The 19364-nt window shown below is 74.8% G+C and carries 15 protein-coding genes; 10 read left to right on the top strand and 5 right to left on the bottom strand.

Annotation, left to right across the window (positions count from 1 at the left end; all coding sequences use genetic code 11):
* Positions 1-152: 152 nt before the first annotated feature.
* From ACFYZQ_RS19770 to ACFYZQ_RS19745, 6 genes are all read left to right on the top strand, one after another.
* A complete protein-coding gene (locus tag ACFYZQ_RS19770; RefSeq protein ID WP_389149036.1) occupies positions 153-1760 on the top strand; it encodes a LuxR C-terminal-related transcriptional regulator in 1608 nt (535 codons plus the stop codon).
* Positions 1761-2036: 276 nt separating this feature from the next.
* Entirely contained in the window at positions 2037-3026 is a 990-nt protein-coding gene (locus tag ACFYZQ_RS19765; RefSeq protein ID WP_389149033.1) for an AfsA-related hotdog domain-containing protein, read from the top strand.
* 13 nt (positions 3027-3039) lie between these two features.
* Positions 3040-5781, top strand: a complete 2742-nt coding sequence (locus ACFYZQ_RS19760; RefSeq protein WP_389149030.1) for a BTAD domain-containing putative transcriptional regulator — start codon at positions 3040-3042, stop codon at positions 5779-5781.
* A 98-nt stretch (positions 5782-5879) separates the two neighbouring features.
* Positions 5880-8270, top strand: coding sequence for a LuxR C-terminal-related transcriptional regulator (locus tag ACFYZQ_RS19755; protein ID WP_389149027.1), 2391 nt, complete (start codon positions 5880-5882; stop codon positions 8268-8270).
* Positions 8261-9913: an AMP-binding protein gene (locus ACFYZQ_RS19750; RefSeq protein ID WP_389149024.1), complete on the top strand. Its 1653-nt coding sequence runs from the start codon at positions 8261-8263 to the stop codon at positions 9911-9913. The genes ACFYZQ_RS19755 and ACFYZQ_RS19750 overlap by 10 nt, the downstream gene beginning before the upstream one ends.
* Before the next feature lie 27 nt (positions 9914-9940).
* The gene (locus ACFYZQ_RS19745; RefSeq protein WP_389149021.1) at positions 9941-10405 is read left to right on the top strand and encodes a hypothetical protein; all 465 of its coding nucleotides are present in this window, start codon (positions 9941-9943) and stop codon (positions 10403-10405) included.
* A 34-nt stretch (positions 10406-10439) separates the two neighbouring features.
* Here the strand turns inward: ACFYZQ_RS19745 and ACFYZQ_RS19740 are convergent, their stop codons facing one another.
* A complete protein-coding gene (locus ACFYZQ_RS19740; RefSeq protein WP_389149018.1) occupies positions 10440-11381 on the bottom strand; it encodes a polyprenyl synthetase family protein in 942 nt (313 codons plus the stop codon).
* A gap of 272 nt (positions 11382-11653) precedes the next feature.
* Between ACFYZQ_RS19740 and ACFYZQ_RS19735 the strand changes: the two genes are divergently transcribed.
* Positions 11654-11887, top strand: a complete 234-nt coding sequence (locus ACFYZQ_RS19735) for a hypothetical protein (RefSeq protein ID WP_389149016.1) — start codon at positions 11654-11656, stop codon at positions 11885-11887.
* Between the two features lies 1 nt (position 11888).
* Complete coding sequence (locus ACFYZQ_RS19730; RefSeq protein WP_389149013.1) at positions 11889-12791, top strand: hypothetical protein; 903 nt, start codon at positions 11889-11891, stop codon at positions 12789-12791.
* Here the strand turns inward: ACFYZQ_RS19730 and ACFYZQ_RS19725 are convergent.
* The 3 genes from ACFYZQ_RS19725 to ACFYZQ_RS19715 form a co-directional block, all read right to left on the bottom strand.
* A complete protein-coding gene (locus tag ACFYZQ_RS19725; RefSeq protein ID WP_389149010.1) occupies positions 12756-12977 on the bottom strand; it encodes an MbtH family protein in 222 nt (73 codons plus the stop codon). The two genes, ACFYZQ_RS19730 and ACFYZQ_RS19725, sit on opposite strands and share 36 nt — an antisense overlap.
* A gap of 48 nt (positions 12978-13025) precedes the next feature.
* Positions 13026-15740, bottom strand: coding sequence for an AAA family ATPase (locus ACFYZQ_RS19720; protein WP_389149008.1), 2715 nt, complete (start codon positions 15738-15740; stop codon positions 13026-13028).
* A 245-nt stretch (positions 15741-15985) separates the two neighbouring features.
* A complete protein-coding gene (locus ACFYZQ_RS19715; RefSeq protein WP_389149005.1) occupies positions 15986-16816 on the bottom strand; it encodes a metallophosphoesterase family protein in 831 nt (276 codons plus the stop codon).
* 304 nt (positions 16817-17120) lie between these two features.
* Here ACFYZQ_RS19715 and ACFYZQ_RS19710 point away from each other — a divergent pair, with 304 nt between their 5' ends.
* Entirely contained in the window at positions 17121-17828 is a 708-nt protein-coding gene (locus ACFYZQ_RS19710; protein WP_389149002.1) for a 4'-phosphopantetheinyl transferase, read from the top strand.
* 74 nt (positions 17829-17902) lie between these two features.
* On the opposite strand, the gene ACFYZQ_RS19705 is transcribed toward ACFYZQ_RS19710, so the two are convergent.
* Positions 17903-18070 carry a hypothetical protein gene (locus ACFYZQ_RS19705; protein ID WP_389148999.1) on the bottom strand — a complete coding sequence of 56 codons (168 nt, stop codon included), beginning with the start codon at positions 18068-18070 and terminating at the stop codon, positions 17903-17905.
* A gap of 293 nt (positions 18071-18363) precedes the next feature.
* Between ACFYZQ_RS19705 and ACFYZQ_RS19700 the strand changes: the two genes are divergently transcribed.
* Positions 18364-19317 (top strand): LuxR C-terminal-related transcriptional regulator, encoded by a 954-nt coding sequence (locus ACFYZQ_RS19700; RefSeq protein WP_389148996.1) that lies wholly within the window; start codon positions 18364-18366, stop codon positions 19315-19317.
* Positions 19318-19364 lie beyond the last annotated feature (47 nt).

The following is a 19364-nucleotide window of genomic DNA, read 5'->3' as shown; positions in this document are numbered from 1 at the left end:
CCTGATCCCGTCCCGACCACGGCAGTAGTCAGGGATTCACCCCACGTCCGGGTGACTTCCTGTCGTGCAACTACCGGACAGGGCGGGCCCCTTGGAGCCGGGGTGCCGGGTGGGAGAGGGTCGGCTGGACCGAGGCGGAGGGGGAACGGCGGATGCTGACCGCACAGGCCGACGGAACGGCATGGGCCGAACGGACCGAGGAGCCCGGGGAGACGGAACGTCCCGAAGCGACGGGCCGTCCACGAAAGACCACCCGGCCCGACCGGCCCGCAGGTCCCGCACAGCCCGAATCGACCGACCGGCCCCAGCAGACCGACGACCCCGGAAGCACCAGTGAGTCCCACCGGACGGAAGAGTCCGGAGAACCCGGAAACACCGGCCGGCCCGCACGGACCACAGCGCCCGGCACCCCCGGAAACACCGACCGCCCCGAGCGGACCGGGGTGTCCCCGGCGTCCGAAGGCACCGCCGGCACCCCGGCGCACGGCGCCGTGCGGTTCGGGGGTGAGTTGGTGCGGGTGGCCGGGGACGGGTTGCACCGGGAGGCCGCCGTGGCCGCGTCGCTGCTGCGGCTGCTGCCTCCCGACGACGTGGAGGCGACGCTGCTGCGGGCGCGGGCGCTGGTGCTGGCGGGCCGTCCGGAGGCCGCGCTGCGGGCGTACGCCTCGCTGCCGACGGTGGTGCGGGACACGCCGGTCAGGGCGGCGGCCCTGCGGCTGCTAGGGAACTGGGAGCGGGCCGAGCGCTGCCTGGAGAGGTGCGCCCCGCCCGTACGGGCCCGGGCCGCCCCCGAGGCCGTACACGAGTGGGCCGCGGAATGCGCCGCCCTCGCCCTGGACCGCGGCGAGCCGGTGCTGCGCCGCACGGCCCAGCGCTGGGCGCAGGAGGCGTCGCGCACCGCCGCGTCCGTCGTCGCCGCCGCCCACGCCCGCTGTCTGCTGGCGGCCGCCCACGCCGCCGCGGGGCTGTTCGGGGCCGCGCTCGACGCCGCCGACGCCGCGGCGCGGGATCTCGACGGGCTCGGGGAGGACGCGCTGCTGCGGCGTCTGGACGCGGTGCCGCTGCTGGCCGACGCGTTGTTCCACACCGGGCGCCGGCACGCGGCGGAGCGGCGGCTGGAGGAGGCACTGGTACTGGCGCGCGACGCGGGTCAGGAACAGGTGGCGGGCCGGCTGGAGCTGGGGCTCGCCCGGGCCCGGCTCGCCGCCGAGGACGTCATGGCCGCCGGCCGGTGGGCCGAGCGGGCCGCCGGGTCGGCGCATCGCACGGGCGGGGTGCCGCTCGCCGTGGAGGCGGCGCTGTTGCTGGCGCGGGTGCGGCTCGCGGCGGACGACAGCACCGCCGCCCTGGAGGCGGCCCGCGGGGCGGTGCGGGCGGCACGGCCGCTCGGCGGGGTGTGGCGGGACCGGGCGGGGGCCCGGCTGCGGGAGGTACGGCTGGTCCGGGAGCACGAACTGCCCGCCCCGCCACCGCCCGAGGCGGCTCCACGGGACGTGGGGCGGCTGTCGCCGGAGGGCTTGAGCAGACGGGAGGCGCAGGTGGCGGTCCTGGTCAGCGAGGGTTGCACGAACCAGCAGATCGCGGCGCGGCTCCAGGTCAGCCCGAAGACCGTGGAGACCCATCTCAGCCGCATCTTCAAGAAGCTCGGCATCACCTCGCGCGCCCAGGTGGCGCACTGGGTCGGGCAGGGAGCGGGCCTCGTCCGGGACGGCAGGGACGACGTCCCGGACGGGTCCGGCGAACGGCACGGGCAGCGGTGACGGGGGAATCGGTGTGTCCGTGCCGTCGCCTCGATCCTGCCACCGGGCACCTGCGCGCGGCTAAAGCCGGCCTGGCGTGCGAGCAGGGCGGACACCACAACTAGCTGCCGTGCAACTTGCTGCCACCGTCCCCAACTGGCGCCCGGTACCGACGTTTTCGCACCCTGGTGGGCGCGGGCCGTCCCTGTGACGGCCACGGGGACAGTGCGCGCCGCACGACGGGCCCTCCCCACGCTCTGCGAGCAGGGAGCGCTCCCATCGCGCCGAGGAGAGACCATGACTGTCGACACGTCCAGCACCACCGTCGCGGGACCCAAGTACGCCACCCGGCATCTGATCCACTGCCCGACGTCCTGGGAGCACTACCTCCTGGACGCGCCCAGCAGCGGCGAGGAGAACTTCGTCCTGGCCGGCTCCGTGCCCCTGGGGCACCCGCTGTTCAACGACGGTCCCGGCCACTTCCACGACGCGCAGTCCGTCACCGAGGAGGTTCGCGAGGTCGGCGAGTTCGTGGGTCACCGCTACTTCGGTGTGCCGCGCGAACGGCCGGGCCTGTTCTACCGGTTCGCGCTCGATCTGACCGACCTGCGGGCCTGGCGCGCCGGTGACGGGGAGCCGCCGCGGATGACGACGCGGCTGACCGCCCGCCCCGACCACATGATCAGCGGGGTGCCGCGCGGTCTGACGTTCGGCATCGAGGTCCGCATCGACGACGTCCCGTGCTGCACGGGCAGCGCGGGCCTGGTCTTCCTGACGCCGGCGCTGCACCGCAACCACGTCGAGCACAGCCGCCGCGCCCTGCGCGCGGCGCCGGAGCTGGACGACGCCCCGGACGGTGCGGGCTGGCCCGTGGCCCCGGCCGAGATCGGCCGACGTGCCCCCGGGAACGTGGTGGTGTGCGAGCCGAGCGGGTCCGCGCAGGGCCGGCTGACGACGTGGGTGCTCACCCGGGGCGACAATCCGGCGCTGGCGCCGTCCGACGACGGCCAGGTGTCCGGTCTGCTGCTGCTGGAGGCGCTGCGCCAGACCTCGATCCTGACGGCGGGCCGGGCCAGCGGTGTCGACGCCGACCGGGCCGTGGTGGCCGGCTGGGACGTGCACTTCCGCGGCTACGCGCAGGCGGGCCTGCCGCTGCGCTGCGTGGCGGTGCCGGGCCCGCTGGAGCGGGACGCCGAGGGACGGCCCTCGGTGCCGGTGACGCTCACGGTGACCCAGCACCGGCGCGCGGTGGCCGAGGCCCGCACCAGGGTCGTGCAGGACCTGTGACCCGGGTGCTCTCATGAAGTTCCGCATCCTCGGGCCCATGGAGATCGAGGGCAGCGCCGGTCCCGGCGTGTCGTACACGCCCCGGGCCGCGAAGCTCCGCGTCGTCCTCGGCGCGCTGCTGGTGCGCAGCGGCGAGGTGGTGTCCGTGCAGGCGCTGACGGACGAGCTGTGGCAGGACCATCCGCCGCGTACGGCGACCACCACGCTGCAGGTGTACATCTCGCAGCTGCGCAAGCAACTGGGCTCCGCGGAGGCCGGGTTCGGCCGGGAGTTCCTGGTGACCCGGCAACCCGGTTATGTGCTGCGGGTGGCTCCGGACGAGCTGGACCTGACCCGGTTCGAGGCGCTGCACGCGAGCGGCCGCCGGGCGCTGGAGTCGGGTGACTTCGCGCAGGCGGCGGCGTTGCAGCGGCAGGCGATCGACCTGTGGCGCGGCCCACTGCTGTCGGACACCCCGCACGGACCCGCCCTCGACGCGGCGGCGGTCCGGCTGGAGGAGGCGGGCGTGGCGGCGCTGGACCAGCGGATCCGCGCCGATCTGGAGCTGGGCCGGCACCGGGATCTGATCGCCGAGCTGCAGTCGGTGACGACGCGGTACCCGCTGCGGGAGGAGTTCCACGGTCATCTGATGCTGGCGCTGTTCCGGGCGGGCCGGCAGGCGGAGGCGCTGCGGGCGTTCGGGCAGTTGCGCCACACGCTCGTCGAGGAACTGGCGATCGAGCCGGGCCCGGCGTTGCAGCGGCTGCACGGGCGGATCCTGGCGGGTGACGCCGGGCTGCTGGTCGACGAGGCCGCGCCGGCCGGCCCGGTGACGGTGACGCAGACCCGCGGCCGGCCCGTCGCACTGCCCACCGCCGACCCGGCGTTCACCGGCCGGGAGGACGAACTGGCGCGGGTGGTCGACCTGTTGACGTCGTCCCCGGCGGGTACGTGCGTCGCCGTGGCCGGGATGCCGGGCGTGGGCAAGACGGCGCTGGCCGTGGAGGCCGCGCACCGCTGCGCGGACGCGTTCCCGGACGGCCGGCTGTTCCTCGATCTGGAACCCGAGCCGGGCCGGCCGCTCGGCCCGGCCCAGGCGCTGACCCGGCTGCTGCGGCGGGCAGGGGAGACGGGCCCGCTGCCGGAGACGGTGGAGGACCTGCGGGACACCCTGCACACCCTGCTGGCGGGGCGGCGCCTGCTGCTCGTCCTCGACCACGCCGGCTCCGAGGCGCAACTGCGTCCGCTGCTGCCGGCCACCGAGGGCTGCCGCGCCCTGGTCACCATCCGCCGTACCCCGGCGTCCCTGGCCGCCGTCCGCACGGTGTCGCTGGCGCCGCTGCGCCCGGAAGCCGCCCGGGCCCTGCTGGCGACGGCGTCCGGCCGCGGTCCGGCGGGCGACACGGACGGGGCATGGCGTCCGGCCGCGAACGGTCACGCCTCCGCGCGGGCCCGCACCGACGGCCCGGGCACCCTTCGCCCGGCCGCGCTGTCCCGGCACGTGCCGGCGGTCGGAGCGAGCGCCGCGCGGCGCCACGCACAGCACTCCGGCGCGCGTACCGTCCTCACGACGGTGTCCGGCCCCGCGGGCGGCACGGACCCCGGACACGTGGCCGACCCCGCGGCACTGGCCGAGGTGGCCGCGCTCTGCGGCGGTCTGCCGCTGGCGTTGCGCAGCGCGGCGGCCCAGCTCGCCGCCCGGCCGCACTGGACTCCGCACACCCTGGCCGCCCGGCTGCGGGACCCGCGGGACCGGCTCGACGCCCTGCGCGTCGGCGAACTCGACGTGCGGACGGTGCTGTTGACGGCGTACGCGGCGGCCACGGCCCAGCAGCAGCGGTCGTTCCGGCTGCTGGCCCTGCTGCCGGACGCGCCGTTCGAGACCGGCCCGGCCGCCGCCGTGCTCGGTCTCGGGGCCGACGCGGCCGGCCGCAGCGTGGAGGGCCTCGTCGACGCGCGTCTGCTGGAGGCCGACGACACGGGCCGCTTCCGGTTCCATCCGCTGCCGCGGCTGCTGGCCGCCGAACTGCTCGCCCGGCACGAACCGGAGGACTCGGCGCGGGACGCCGCGGGCCGCCTCGCCGAGGCCTGCGCGGACTCGGCGGGGGCCGGCGGTTCCGCCACCGGGCAAGCCGACCTCGCGGTCCTCGTCGGGGTGGTGCGCACCGCGCACGCCCATGGCGCCTGGGCGGCGGCGCTGCGGCTGGCCGACGCCCTGTCCGGCGGCCTGGAGTCGCACGCCGCGTGGTCCCTGTGGCGGACCGCGCACACGCTCGGCCTGGACGCGGCCCGCCGGGCCCGGGACCGGGTGGGCGAGGCGCGGATGCTGCGCTCGCTGGGTGATCTCGCCTGGCAGCAGCGGGAGTTGACGCGATGTGAGGAGCTGTACGAGGCCGCCGCGCGGGCCGCGCGCGGCTGTGCGGACGACCAGGAGCACGGGCGCGCGCTGGTGGGGCTGGTCGACGTACGGCTGGACGCGGGGGCGTACGACGAGGCGGGCGCCCTCCTCGACACGGCGCTCGGTTCCCTGCCGGACCGGTCACCGGCCCGCTTCGACGCGCTACGCGCCGGCGCGCTGCTCGCCCTGGACCTCGGTGACGCGGCGACGGCGACGGCCCGTTTCACGGCCTGCCGCGACCTGGCCACGGATCTGCGCGACCGCCGTCTGGAGGCCTATGCCCGGCGCTGCCTGCGCCGCCTCACCGACACCGCCCAGGGTGCGGGGCCGGCGGTGGAGGTACGGCCGGGGGTGTGGCGGCTGCGGGAGGCCGCGTAGCGCGGCCGGTGCGCTCCGGCCCCGTCCCGACCGCCTTGTTTAAGCCACCCTTTGCCCGCCCGGGGCACGCTGTCGGCAGCCGTCTTCAGGGGGAAGCCATGACCGTGACACAGCAGGTTCCGAGCCCGGCTGGGACACGTACGGCGCCGGCGGACAGCGGGCGTCCTCTCGTCGGCCGGGACACCGAGCTGCTCGTACTGGGCGGCAGGCTCACCGACCCGGACGCCCGGCTGGTGACGCTCACCGGGCCCGGCGGCGTCGGAAAGAGCGCGCTGGCCAGGGCGTTCGCTCCGGCGCCGGGGCAGTTCCGGGGTGCGCGCCGCGCTGACCTGTCGCCGGCCGCCTCGGCGGACGAGGCGGCGGCCACCGTGCTGCGGCTGGCGGCCGAGCTGCGCCGGATCCCGGGGGACGCGGACGCCCTGCTGGTGCTCGACGGCTGCGACCACCACGGCGAGCCGCTCACCACCATGCTCACCGAGCTGCTCACCCCCGCGGGCCGGCTGCGGGTTCTGGCCACCTCCCGTGAGCCGCTGCGCATCGTCGGCGAGCGGCTGCTCCCGGTGCGCCGGCTGCCGGTGCCCGCGCGGGAGGCCGAGGAGCCCGGCGTGCTGTCCTCCAACGCGTCGGCGGCCCTGTTCACGCGCGCCGCGCGTGACGCCGTGCCCGGGTTCGCGCTCACCGAGGCGAACGCGTCCGCGGTCGCCGCGCTGTGCGACCTGCTCGAAGGCCTGCCGCTGGCCCTGGAGCTGGCGGCCGGCCGGCTGCGGCTGTTCACGCCGCAGGTGCTGCTGGCCCGGCTGCGGCACCGCGGCGGAGCGCTGACGGCGCTGTCCGGCGGGCCCACCGGTGCCCCGGCCCGGCACCGTTCGCTGGCCGCGCTGGCGGAGTCCGCGGTGGCGGGCCTGAACCGCGACCAGCTCACCCTGCTGGGCCAGTTGTCGGTGTGCGAGCCCGGGTTCGGACAGTCGATGCTGGAACGGATGTCGCCGCTTCCCCGCGCCGGCACCGACGCCGTCCTCGACGCGCTCCTGGACCGCAGCCTCGTCGTCGTCCTCGACCAGGAGCAGGGCGAGCCGCGCTTCGCGGTGCCGGAGCCGGTGCGCTCGCACATGGGCGAGGAACTCGCCGCCGACGGCCTGCTGGAGGCGGCGCTCGACCGGCACGCCGCCGCGTACCGGCAGCTGGTCACCGGTGCCGAGGCCCGGCTGACCGGTCCCCGGCAGGGCCACTGGCTGCGCGTGCTGGCCGCCGAACACCCCAACGTCGTGGCCGCGCTGCACCGTTTGCGGCAGTGCGGCGCCGTCGAGGACGTCGCCTCCCTGGTGCTCGCCCTGCGCCTGCCCTGGCTGGTGCAGGGGCATCTGAGCACGGGCGTGGAGTGGTGCGACGCGCTCGGCCAGGAGGAGCCGGGAGCGGGGACGGCGACCGGCCCGGGGGCGGGTCCGGTGCCGTCGACCGGCCGGGGGACCGGTCCGGGTCCGGACGCCACCGGTTCCCGGCCTGCGCTGCCCGAGCCGTTGCGCGCCCGCCTCGTCGACCTGTCGGCGACGTTCACGCTGGCCCTCGGCGACGCCGACCTCGCCGTACGGCGCCACCGGCGGGCCCTCGCCCTGTGCAAGCGGCTCGGTGACCGGCGCCAGACGGCACTGGTGTCGGCCCACATGGGGCTCGCGCTGCAGCGCCTCGGCGACCCCGCGGGCGCGGTCGCGGCGCTCGGCCCCGCCCTGACCGCGCTGGAGTCGCTGGGTGCGGCCGCCCCGGCGGCGGACGCGGCGGTGGCGCTGGCGGCGGCGCTGCGCGCACAGGGCGACGACCGCAAGGCGCGGGACACGCTGGACAAGGGGCTCGACGCGCACCGCAGGATCGCGGACGCGCGCGGCCTCGCGGCGGCGCTGCGCGAGGCCGCGGCCGTCGCCGTGGAACGCGACGACACCCGGAGCGCGGACGGCGCGCTGCGCGAGAGCCTGGAGCTGTACCGCTCGCTCGGCGAGCGCACGGAACTGCCCGGCGCGCTGGAGGAGCTCGCCCTGCTGTGGCTGCGCACCGACCCGGCGGCGGGCCCCCGCACGATCCGTGTCCTGGCGGCCGCCGAGGCGGTGCGCGGGGCGCTGGGCAGTACGCGGGCCCCGGATCGCCGTACCGCCGTCGACGCGGCCCTGGACACGCTGCGGTCCCGGCTGCACGCCACCGGGTACGCGGCGGCCTGGGCCGAGGGCACACGGATGCCGCCCGCCACGGCCGTCGAGGAGGCACTGGCGGCCCCCGAACCGCAAGCGGGCCCGGCCGCCCCCACCCCGGAGGCGCAGCCGCTCACCCCGCGCCAGGTGCAGGTGGCGATGCTGGTCGCGGAGGGGATGACGAACCGCCAGATAGCTTCCCGTCTGGACATATCGGAGTGGACGGTCGTGAACCACGTACGCCAGATCATGCGCAGGCTGGGCGCCACGTCCCGGCTCCAGGTGGCCTGGTCGGTGGGCCGATGGACGTGACGGCCGGCCCGGTGACCCCGCTGCCGGACGGTTCCGGGGTCCCGCCGGAGGTCGCCGGGCGCTGGCGGGCGGCCGGGCTGTGGCGTGCCGAGGGCTTTGTGCACGACGTGCTGCGCACCGCCGCCGCGCACCCCGACCGACCGGCGTTCGTCGGTCACCGCGCCCACCGTCCGCCCGGCCGGCGCTCGGTGACCGTGTCGTACGGTCAACTGGCGGTGTACGTCGACCGGTTCGCGGCGGCCTTGCGGTCGCTCGGGGTGGGTGCGGGCGATCCGGTGGCGTTGCAGCTGCCCAACTGGTGGGAGACCGCGGCGCTGGTGCTGGCGTGCTGGCGGATCGGCGCGGTGGTGGTACCGGTGCTGCCGGGTGTGCGCGCGCCCGACCTGGAGCGCGTCCTGGCCACCACCCGGGCCCGGGTGTGCGTCGTACCGGACCGCTGGGAGGAGTACGGCAACGCCGAGGTCCTGGCGGACCTCGCGCCCCGGCTGCCGTGGCTGCGGCGCCGGGTGGTCGTCGGGGACGCGGCGGCGACGGGGGCGGTGGACTTCGGCACCCACTTCCTGCGCACCGCGCACGAACGCGGCCCGCTCGCCCGCGAGTTGCCCCTCTCCCTGGCCGCCCCTGACCGGCCGGCGATGCTGCTGACGGTCATGGGCATGGGCGAGGACCACGGGGCGGTGCTGCACACGGGTAACACGCTGTACGCGGGCCTCGCGGCGCAGGGCGGCGGGACGGGGGTCTTCTCGACCCCGCTCCCCCTCACCTCCCTCGCCGGCCTCCTCTACACGGTGTGCTGGCCGCTCGCGTCCGGTGGCACCGGGGTTTTCCAGGACGTGTGGGACCCGCGGGTCCTGCTGGAACTCGTCGAGTCCGCGCGGGTCGACCGGGTGTACGCCACGCCCGCGCTCTGGGCAGAACTGCTGACCGCGCAGCGGCAGGAGCACCGTGACGTGTCCGGGCTGCGGCTCGCGCTGACCGGTGGCCGCGTCGACACGCCGGAACCGCTCCTCGGCGAACTGCGGGAGGAACTCGGCGTCCGGGTGCGCGGCGTGTGGGGCTCCCCCGAGGCGGGGCTCGGCGCGCTGTCGTACGACTCCGGGGAGCGTCCCCTGCCGGGTCTGGAACTCACCTTGGCGGACGGCACGTTGCGGGTGCGCGGTCCCTCGGTGGCCCTCGCCGCCTGGCGGCACGGGGAACCCGTCGAGGCGGCCTGGGACCGGACGGACGGCTGGCTGGACACCGGGGACACCGCGCTGCCGGGGCCGCCGGGCGAGGTGACGGTGGTGGGCCGCGCCGACGAACGGACCGGCGGCCTGTTCGTCGTACCGGTCGACGCGCTGGAGGAGGGCCTGCGGGCGCATCCGCGGGTACGGGAGGCGGCCGTCGTGGAGTACACGGACGCGACCTACGGGGAGATGCCGTGCGCGGTGGTCGTCCCCGCGCTCCAGGAGGAGCCACCGGGCCTGGTGGAGCTCCGCGAGCACCTGGCCCGCACCGGCCTGACGGAGGCGTTCCTGCCGACCCGCCTGGAACTGGTCGGCTCCCTGCCGAGGGACCCGCACGGCGAACTCCGCAAGGAGGCCCTGCGCACCTGGCTCACCCGCCTCCGCCCGGGCACACCACGCCCCCAACCGGGCCGCTGACACCTGATTGACCATCCCGCCGGGCGCATGACCGTTCTCCTCACGGCACTTGGCGTGAGCCCGGACGCAGTCTTGTATTCCACCGTGGGCATGGGTACCGACCTCTCCCAGGTGCCTGCTGCCTGGGGCCGGAGGAGGGTCAGGCCGGCGGAGTCGCACCAGAGGTTCTGGGAGAACTTCAGCAAGCGGACGGGCATGTTCGTCGGCCGCGTCACGTACGAAGGTGTGACGGCCTACCTCGACGGTTACGACCATGCCTGCGGCGGAGTGCTGCTGAAGGGGCTCGAGCAGTGGCTGGCGGACACATACCAGGCCGGAGAGAACCTCATATGGTCGGCCCAGGTGGTCCAGGTGGTCTTTCCTGAGGGCCGTCCGGCTCATCCGTGGTCGGAAGACGAGCACCGTCAGGCTGTCGACAGGCTCTTCGCCCTGCTGGAGGGATACTTCGAGCACCTCGCAGGCCGCCACTGCACCATGCCGGAAACCGGCTGACGCACCGCATGTCCGGCCGCAGTGTTCGGCGGTCTCACACCGAAGCCACCCGCTCACCGAACGCCACCAGTTCGGTTCGCCACTCCCCCGGCAGTGGCGCGTTGCCGACGGTGCGGGATGCCCGGGTCACCAGGTCGCGGATCATGCGCTCCGCAACGTCCCGTTCCTCGCCGTCGAGGAGGATGTCGCGCAGGAGGTCGGCCTCCCAGGCGTACTCGGGGCCGCCGTCCAGGAAGCCGCGGAGGCGCCAGGCGGCGTGCAGGGCGGCCGCGTAGGCCTCGTAGGCCGGTGCGAGGTCGTCGCGGCCCGCCAGGGCGGCGCCGATGAGCAGGGGGGCGCGCAGGGCGTACCAGCCGGCGCGGCAGCCGCTGTCGCAGCCGGAGACGCAGCGGCCCGGCCACGGGTCGGCGAGGTAGGCGGCGGTCATCGACTCGCGGGCGTACATGCCGACGCAGCGGTCGGCACGCAGTTCGTCCCACAGGGCCCGCGCGCTGCCGGTCAGCTCACCGGCGAGCCGGTCGGCGCAGGCGAGGGCGAGGTCGGCCGCGAGCGTGGCGGCGTACGCGCCGTGCCGGCCGGCGTCGCCGCCCCAGCCGCCGCGTTCGTGCTCGGCGGTGTGGGCGACGTGCAGGGAGGGCATGCCGCGGCGCACGGCCACGTTTTCGTGCACGTCGGTCCGCAGCACCATCGCGGTGTCCAGGAGCTCCAGGGCTGCGGCCACGTCGACGGCACCCGGGTCGTCGGGGGCGCCGCCCGCGGCGAGGTACCCGGTGAACAGGACGACGGGACGCACCCGTTCGCCGCCCGCCGCGACCAGCTCGGCAAGCGACTCGACGAGGATCGCGGCACGCGCGTGCGCGGTGTGGCGGCGGTACTCGTCGTTCAGCAGGGAGCGCAGTCTGACCTCGACACGCTCCAGCATCTGCTCGCGCCGACGTGCCGGGGACGGCGTCCTGTGGTCCTGATCCGTAAGCATGGGGGGCCTCCTGCGGGGGGGGTTACGGACTGCGACCGACCCTGACGCACGGGTGACGCGACCACAATGCGGGAAGCGGAAGTTCCGTGTCGTTCCCGCCGGTTCCCGGGGGCTCACCACTGCTTCCTGCCATGCCCGGAGGCCGCCGCACGCGGCCTTGCCATGCGCTTGCCACAGCCATCCGCCGCTTTAGCGCCATGGCGGTAGATGGAGTCGCTGCTCGACACGCAGACCGGGCACCGGCCCGGCCCCACGCTCGTCCTCAGGAGCTCATGATGAACAACTCCCCGGCGAACAACTCCATGTCGAACAACAGCGACAACGACTTCAACAACAACAGCAACAACGCCGACGCCCCGCGTCTGCAGAGCGTGACCGCCACGGACATCAACGCCCTCGCGGAGGACCTGTCGATCGTCGCCAACGAGAACAACGGCAACAGCAACGCCAACAACAGCAACAACAACAGCAACAACGACAACTCGAACGACAGCATCAACAACTGACGTGGCACCCCCGCGGGGCGGGGCGCACCGGCCCGCCCCGCAGCACGACCTCACCGGAGACCCGCAGGCCGTCGCCGCCTACCGGGACGAACGCCGGCGCCTGCAGCGCGAGGCCGTCCTCGGCACCGGCGACCTGATCGGGAGACTGCTCACCGAGCGCCGCGCCCGGCTGACCGCACTGCGGCAACAGCCCTGGGTTCGGCGCTTGTTCGACGTCACGCACCGGCAGGTGCGCCAGACCCTCGCGGCCCCCCGCTACGCGGCCGTCCTGCCGCTGCGCCGCGAGATGCTGGTGCACCTGGCCGAGCTCCCCCTGCCGCTCCCGGCCGACGACCTGATCCTGAGCCACCCCACGCACGCCCCGGCCGCCGAGATCCTCCCCGAGCTGCCCGATCTGCGGCCGTGGCGGGCGCGGGTGCTACGGATCCTCGCCGAGTCCTCCCTGGCCGAACGCGGCACCCCGTTCCGTACGGTCGGGCCCCCGCACGCGGCCGTCATCCTCGGCGCCGACGGGCCGACCCTCGGCGCGCTGGCGGGCGTCGCCCACGAACTGGGCCACTGCCTGTACGAGCGGGTCCGCCCGGGCACCGGGATCCGCGCCCGGCTGGCCTCCGAGCGCCTCGCACACCGCCTGGAGGAGCAGTTGACGGCTGCCTACCTCAGGGAGCACGGCACACCCGAGGAGGGCCACCGCTGGTGGCTGTACCAGCGGCAGGTCGACGCCTTCAACCTGTACTACTTCGAGTTGGAACGCGCCCTGATGTACGACGAGGCGGACAAGGTCGAGGAGTTGACGACCGAGTCCGCCTCGGCACTGCGCGAGTCCCTGTTCATCGTCCCGGGCTCCCAGGCGGTGTACGCGCGTGCGTCACTGGCCCGGCTGCCCGTCCAGGGCCCTCAGTGACGCCGGCCGCGGGTCGCCCCAGTGGCGGTCGATGTGGTCGAGCACGGCCTGCCGGGGCGCGGCGGGCAGGGCGATCCGCCAGCCCGCGGGCACCTCGGCCGCCGCGGGCCACACCGAGTACTGGCCCTCGTCGTTGACCAGCGCCAGGTACTCGGCGCCGGCGTTCTCGAACGGCGTACCGCTCATGGTCGTCTCTCCTTGTCTGCCGCGTCCCCGGCCCGGCCGGGGCGGGTCTCAGGCCAGGTCCAGTGCCTCGCTGAACGGCAGGTCGGCGGGCAGGTCCTGGCGGCGGGTGATGTTCAGCTTCCGGTAGACGCGGGTGAGATGCTGCTCGACCGTGCTGACGGTGATGTACAGCTTCATCGCGATCTCGCGGTTGGTGTGGCCGTGCACGGCCAGCAGGGCCACCCGTTTCTCCGACTCGCTGAGTTTGGCGTCGAGTTCGGCGTGCCGGACCGCGTCGGGGACGTCCGCGGCCACGGCCCGGCCGGGCAGGATCCGCTCGCGCAGGGACTGGGCGCCGCACTCCTTGGCCAGTTGCCAGGCGCGGCGGTTCACCATGTTGGCCCGGGCCGGGTCGCCGTACTCCTTGAACGCCTCGCCCAGGTCGGCCATGGTGCGGGCCAGTTCGAGCCGGTCGCCGGCCCGGCGCAGGTCGTCGACGGCGCGGGAGAGCAGCGCGGGCCGTTCGGCGGGCTCGGCGAGGGCCGCCTTGAGCCGCAGGGTGAGGCCGTTCACCCAGGGATGGGCGATGTCCCGCGAGGCGAGCTGGTCGGCGACCAGCCGGGAGGCCTGGCGGACCTCGCCGAGCTGCAGCAGGGCCTCCGCGGCGAGGGTCCGCCAGGGCAGCACCACGGGCCGGTCGATGCCCCAGCGGCGCATGGCCCGTCCGATGTCCAGGTAGTCGGCGAGCGCGGCCTGGTAGCGGTTGGTGGCGAAGTAGTAGGTGCCGCGCGCCTTGAGATGGGCGAGCAGTTGGAGGCTGCCCGCCAGCCGCTCGGGCTGCGGTCGGCACACCTCGCGTCCGGCGTCGTCGTGCCGGCCCATGGGGGTGCGGGCGGCGGCCAGGGTGGCGCCGGCCCAGCTGTGGAACAGGCTGTCGTCGTGTTCGGGCACCAGGTTGCGGGCCTGCAGGGCGAGTTGCTCGGCGCCGGGCAGGTCGCCCTGGCGCAGCAGCGCCTCGGCGCGGGTGAGGGCGAACACGGCCTGCCAGCCGGGTGCGCCCCGGCGGGCCGCCTCGTCCAGGTAGGTCTGGGTCCAGGGCAGCGCGCGGCGTGGCCCGTCGAGGTGCAGCAGCGCGCGCAGCGCCTGCAGGACGGGGGCGAGGGTGGTCTCGGCGGGGCTGGTGCGCCTCAGCAGCGCCTCGGCGATCTCGGCGCCGCGGGTGGAACGCTCCCATTCGGGCACGCCCCAGAACGCCGCCGCCCAGCCCGGCCCCTGCCGGGCGGCGGGCGCCTGGTGCGCCGGGGCGGCCCGGTGGTGTTCCCTCGGGCGGGCCGCGACGGCGGGCGGTGCCGGCCGCGCGGACCGGTACGGGAACGCGGACAGCCCGTCGAGCAGCGGTACGCCCCGCAGTTCGTCCAAGGTGCCGCCCTCCCCGGCGCCGGCGGTGTCGACACCGAGTTGCCGCAGCACCTCGCCGGCCTCGTCGACGCGGCCCTGGGTGACCAGCAGGCGGGCGAGCCGGGCCGCGACGGAGGGCGGGAGCCGGTCGGCGCGCACGGCGGCCAGCGGCCCGGCCAGTTGCTGCTCCGCGGCCGCCGGGTCGATGGCGAGCTGGGCGGCGGCGAGCGCGGTGCGCAGCTCGGCGCTCTCGGCCTCGTCCTGGGCGCCGGCCAGGGCCGTCTCCAGGCACTGCAGGGCGCGCCGGTGCTGCCCGTCGGCCAGCAGCCGGTCCGCCGCGGCCCGCAGCACCGGGCCGGCCCAGGCGGGCGCCGGCCCCCCGGCCGCGAGCAGCAGTGCCGCGACGTCGGTGGCGGAGTGCCCCTGGGCGTGGGCGAGTTCGGCGGCCCGGCGGTGCCGCTGGGCGCGGACCGGGTGCTGGAGTTGGTCGAGCAGGGCGGTGCGCGCGGCCGGGTGCCGGAAGCGGTTGCCGTCGAGGAGGCCGGCCCGGCGCAGCGAGTCCAGGCGGGCGCGTACGTCGGGTTCGGGCATGTCCAGCAGGCCGGCGACGGTAACCGGGTCGGCGAGTGTGCCGAGTACCGCGACCGCCCCCGCGACGTCCTCGGTACGGCTGCCGCTGCGTCTGAGGCAGGCCAGGAAGGCCTGGACGAAGGCCCGTCCGGGCCCGCCGTCCTCGGTCAGCGCCCGCAGCAGCAGCGGGTTCCCCCCGGTCAGCGCGTGCGCCTGGGCGGCGTCGCGGCCGGTGTCCCCGGCCCACGTCAGGGCCGCCGCGACGTCTTCCCGGGTGAGCGGTGCCAGTTCGATCCGGGTGAAGCCCGGTCTGCGCAGCAGGTCGGTGCCGAGTTCCGGGTCATCGGTGCGCTCGTGCAGCGACTCGGCGAGCACCAGCAGCACCGGGGCCTGCCGTAAGCGGCCCGCCAGATGCAGGAGATGGCGGCGGGAGGGCTCGTCGACGAGGTGCAGGTCGTCGACGCAGATCGCCACGGGGGTGCGCGTGGCGAGCCGTTGGACCGCGGTGACGAAGGCCTGGCGGGCCGCGATCCCGCCGGCTGCGGCCGGGTCCGGCACGGTGTCGAACGCGCCCTCGGGGGCGGCCGCCGCGAGCTGGCCGATCACTCCGAATGGAATGTTCCGTTCAGCCCGCGTTCCCTCTGCGCGCAGCACCAGGGCCTCAGCCCGTACGGCTATTTCTGTCGCGGATTCAAGCAGTTCTGTCTTTCCGCAGCCGACCGCGCCCTCCACGAGCACGATACGGGCGACTCCCCCGGCCGCCTCTCCGACAGCGCTTTCCAACAAGCGGATTTGTTTTTTCCGGTCTATATGCATGGCCGTTGCCTCACTTCCCCCGTTGTTCAGGAAGCCGAAATCCACCGGACCCATCAGGAGTACTGCGTGGGACTTCTTCACGACTTCCTGCAGACGTCCCCATGTTTCCCCCAAGAAAGCGCAAAGGAATTCCTCGGCGCGGGGCAACCGTCCTTCAAGGCCCCAGTCTACGAAGCATGTCGGAGCCCACCGGTGGCCGAAAGCTGCACGGCAGCAAGTCACCCGCCCAGGCCGGGGGGAGAGTGTCAAGAGGGCAGAATCCGCCTCGGGACGTTCCTCGGGTGGCCGGGTCTGCGCCACTCGCGCGGGTAGCCGACGGAGACCTCCTCGAAGCGCACGCCGTCGTGGAACGTCGTGCGCGGGATGTGCAGATGGCCGTAGACGACGGCGGTGGCGCGGAACCGCAGATGCCAGTCGGCGGTCAGTTCGGTGCCGCACCACTGGGCGAACTCCGGGTGGCGCAGGATGTCGGTGGGGGTGCGCACCAGCGGGAAGTGGTTGACCAGCACGGTCGGCAGCGCCGGGTCGCACTCGGCGAGCCGGCGCTCGGTCTCGGCGACGCGCGCCCGGCACCAGGCGTCGCGGCTCGGGTAGGGGTCCGGGTGCAGCAGGAACTCGTCGGTGCACACCACCCCGGCCGCGTAGGCCTGCTCCAGCGACTCCTTCTTGGTGGCGGCGGCGGGGGTGCGGAACGAGTAGTCGTACAGCAGGAACAGCGGCGCCACGACGGCGGGCCCGCCGGGGCCGCACCACACCGGGTACGGATCCTCCGGGGTGTGCACGCCGAGGCCTCGGCAGATCTCCACGAGCCGGCGGTAGCGGGCGTCGCCCCGTAGCTGCACCGGATCCTCATGGGCGGTCCACAGGTCGTGGTTGCCGGGCACCCACACCACCCGGGCCCACCGCTCGGCGAGCATCCCGAGCGCCCACTCGACGTCCGAGAGCAACTCGCCCACGTCCCCCGCGACGAGCAGCCAGTCCCCCGACGCCTCGGGCCGTACCCCCTCCAGGACCCGCCGGTTCTCCTCGAACGCCACGTGCAGATCACTGATGGCCATCAGCTGTCCGTGCACCATTCGGCCGACCCTAGGGCCCACCGCCGAGCGGGCAGTACCCCTGTAGCCCCCTAAGGGAAGACCCACCAGGGGCGCGGGGAACCGCGCGCCAAGCCCCCACCGGCCCGCGGGCGCATGGCAACCGTATGGCAGCACCCGCTGCGAACACCCGCCACCTAGCAGAGGACAGCCGCTTTCCCCCGCTCCGGAGACACCGATGCGGACCGGCGACCCGGTCACGCGTGGAGCCGCAGCCGGCGCGGCGCCACGGTGGGTGCATCGCCGCGGCTCACCCGGCCGCGGCCCGTCCACGAGGGTGATCGCCATGATCGAAACACTGCTCCCGGCCGAGGTCGCCGCCGTCGACACGACCGTCGACCGCGACGACGTGACCCTCTTCCCGGCCGAGGAGGCGCAGATCGCCCGGGCCGTCGAGGCGCGGCGCCGGGAGTTCACCACCGCCCGCTGGTGCGCACGGCGCGCGATGGCCGCCCTCGGGCAGCAGGCGGTGCCGGTGCTGCCGGGGCTGCGGGGCGCGCCGCAGTGGGCGCCGGGGCTGGTCGGCTCGGTCACGCACTGCGCCGGCTACCGGGGTGCCGCGCTGGCCCGGGCCGAGGAGATCGCCGCGCTGGGCATCGACGCGGAGCCCAACCAGCCGCTGCCGGAGGGGATCCTGGAGTCGATCGGGCTGCCGCAGGAGCGGTCGTGGGTGACGCGGCTGCGGCGCACCCTGCCGGAGGTCTGCTGGGACCGGCTGCTGTTCTCCATGAAGGAGGCGGTGTACAAGGCCTACTTCCCGCTGACGGGACAGACCTTGGAGTTCGAGGACGCGCTGCTCACGGTGGACGCCGGGCGCGGCACGTTCCGGGCGGCGCTGCTCAGGGACCCGGCGGCCGCTCCGGGGGCGCCGCGGCGGATTCTGACCGGGCGCTTCTCGGCCACCGCCGGGCTGGTGCTGAGCGCCATCGCGGTGCCGGCCGTGCGGCACGCGACACCGGCACGGACGACGGCAGGCGCCCCCCAGCTCGTGTGAGCGGGAGGCGCCTGCGGCGGAGCACGGGGTTCATGCCCACTGGTCGTCGCCGTAACGGACGACGATGGAAGCGGTCACCACTGGTCGTCGCCGTCGTGGACGACGACGGAAGCGGTCACCACCGGTCCGCTCCGCGCCGCGGCCTGGTGCACGTCGCCGTGCTGGCCGAAGAGTATGGCGCCGGTAAACAACACACCAAGAGCACTGCCCAAAGCTGCACTACGAGCGACGATGTTGATCATGTTTGTCATGGCGTGCACGTTTCCCCCTGCGAGTTCGATGTGTCGGCGTACCGAGCGGGAAGGGTCGTCATGAACCCGGAGATCCCCCTCCCCACCGCCGGCCCCTCCCGGCGCCGGGAACACCATCTCGAATCCACGGGGTCCACCCCAAGCGCCGAACGATGGCCCAAAGCTGCACGGCAACAACTACACCCCGACTCGAGATCCGCTGGATGCGCGGAATGAATTACTCCCATTCCGGATTCACCGAGCTGGACGACGTAAGCGCGGCGGCATATGGACACGCCGTTGAATTGGGTCGCTTCATACGCGAGGACATAGCCGTACGCCTGGCGCTTTCCCCGGCCGAGATCGAGCATGCCGAGAAGGTGCTGCTGCTGCTGCGCCTGCTGCAGCCGATGCCGGGCGACCCCGGCGTGCTCGTGCCCGTGGCCCCCGACGTGGCCACGGCCGACCTCGTCAATTCCGCCGAGACACAGATCCGCGACCTCCAGCAGGCGGTGACCGACGTGCGCGGCCGCCTGATGTCGCTGACGCCGGTCTACTTCGAGGGCCGCCGGCTGCGCAACCGGCTCGAGGCCTTCGACCTCATCACCGACCGCGACACCGTGCAGTCGATGCTCGACCACCTCAGCGCCCACTGCCGGCACGAGATGGCCTCCGTCGCCCCGGGCGGCTCCCGCCCCGGCGGACTCCTGCAGGCCGCCCGCAAGTCGTCGCTGAGCATGCGGGAGCGGGGCGTCGCCATCCGCACCATCTACCAGCACACCGCCCGCAGCGACCTCGCCACCCGCGCCTACGTGCGCGATGTGACGGCGGCGGGTGTGGAGGTGCGCACCGCCGACCAGGTCATCGACCGCATCCTCATCTACGACCGTGAGACGGTGTTCCTGCCCACACGCGAGCCGGGTGACGGGGCGGAGGAGGAGCGGGTGGGCAACGGCGCGATCGTCGTCCGGGAACCCACCCTGGTCGCGTTCGTCTGCAGCGTCTTCGAGCACCTGTGGGACGGCGCGACGCCGTTCGTCCCGGACACCTCACGGACCCCGTCCGTCGCCGACGACCTCAAACAGTCCATCCTGCGTCTGATGGCCAAGGGCTACAAGGACGAGATGGTCGCGCGGCGGCTGGGCATGTCGGTGCGCACCTGCCGCCGGCACATCTCGGAGATCACCGAGGAACTGGAGGCCACGAGCCGTTTCCAGGCGGGGTACAACGCGGCGCTGTCCCGCATGCTGGACGACTAGCCGAGCGCTGAGCGGCACCCGGGCCGACCCCCGGGGTCACGACCGAC

This window comes from Streptomyces sp. NPDC001843, assembly GCF_042891955.1.
Classification (GTDB): domain Bacteria; phylum Actinomycetota; class Actinomycetes; order Streptomycetales; family Streptomycetaceae; genus Streptomyces.
The sequence above is the reverse complement of the archived record's forward strand: the minus strand, read 5'-3'. Positions and strand labels throughout refer to the sequence as shown.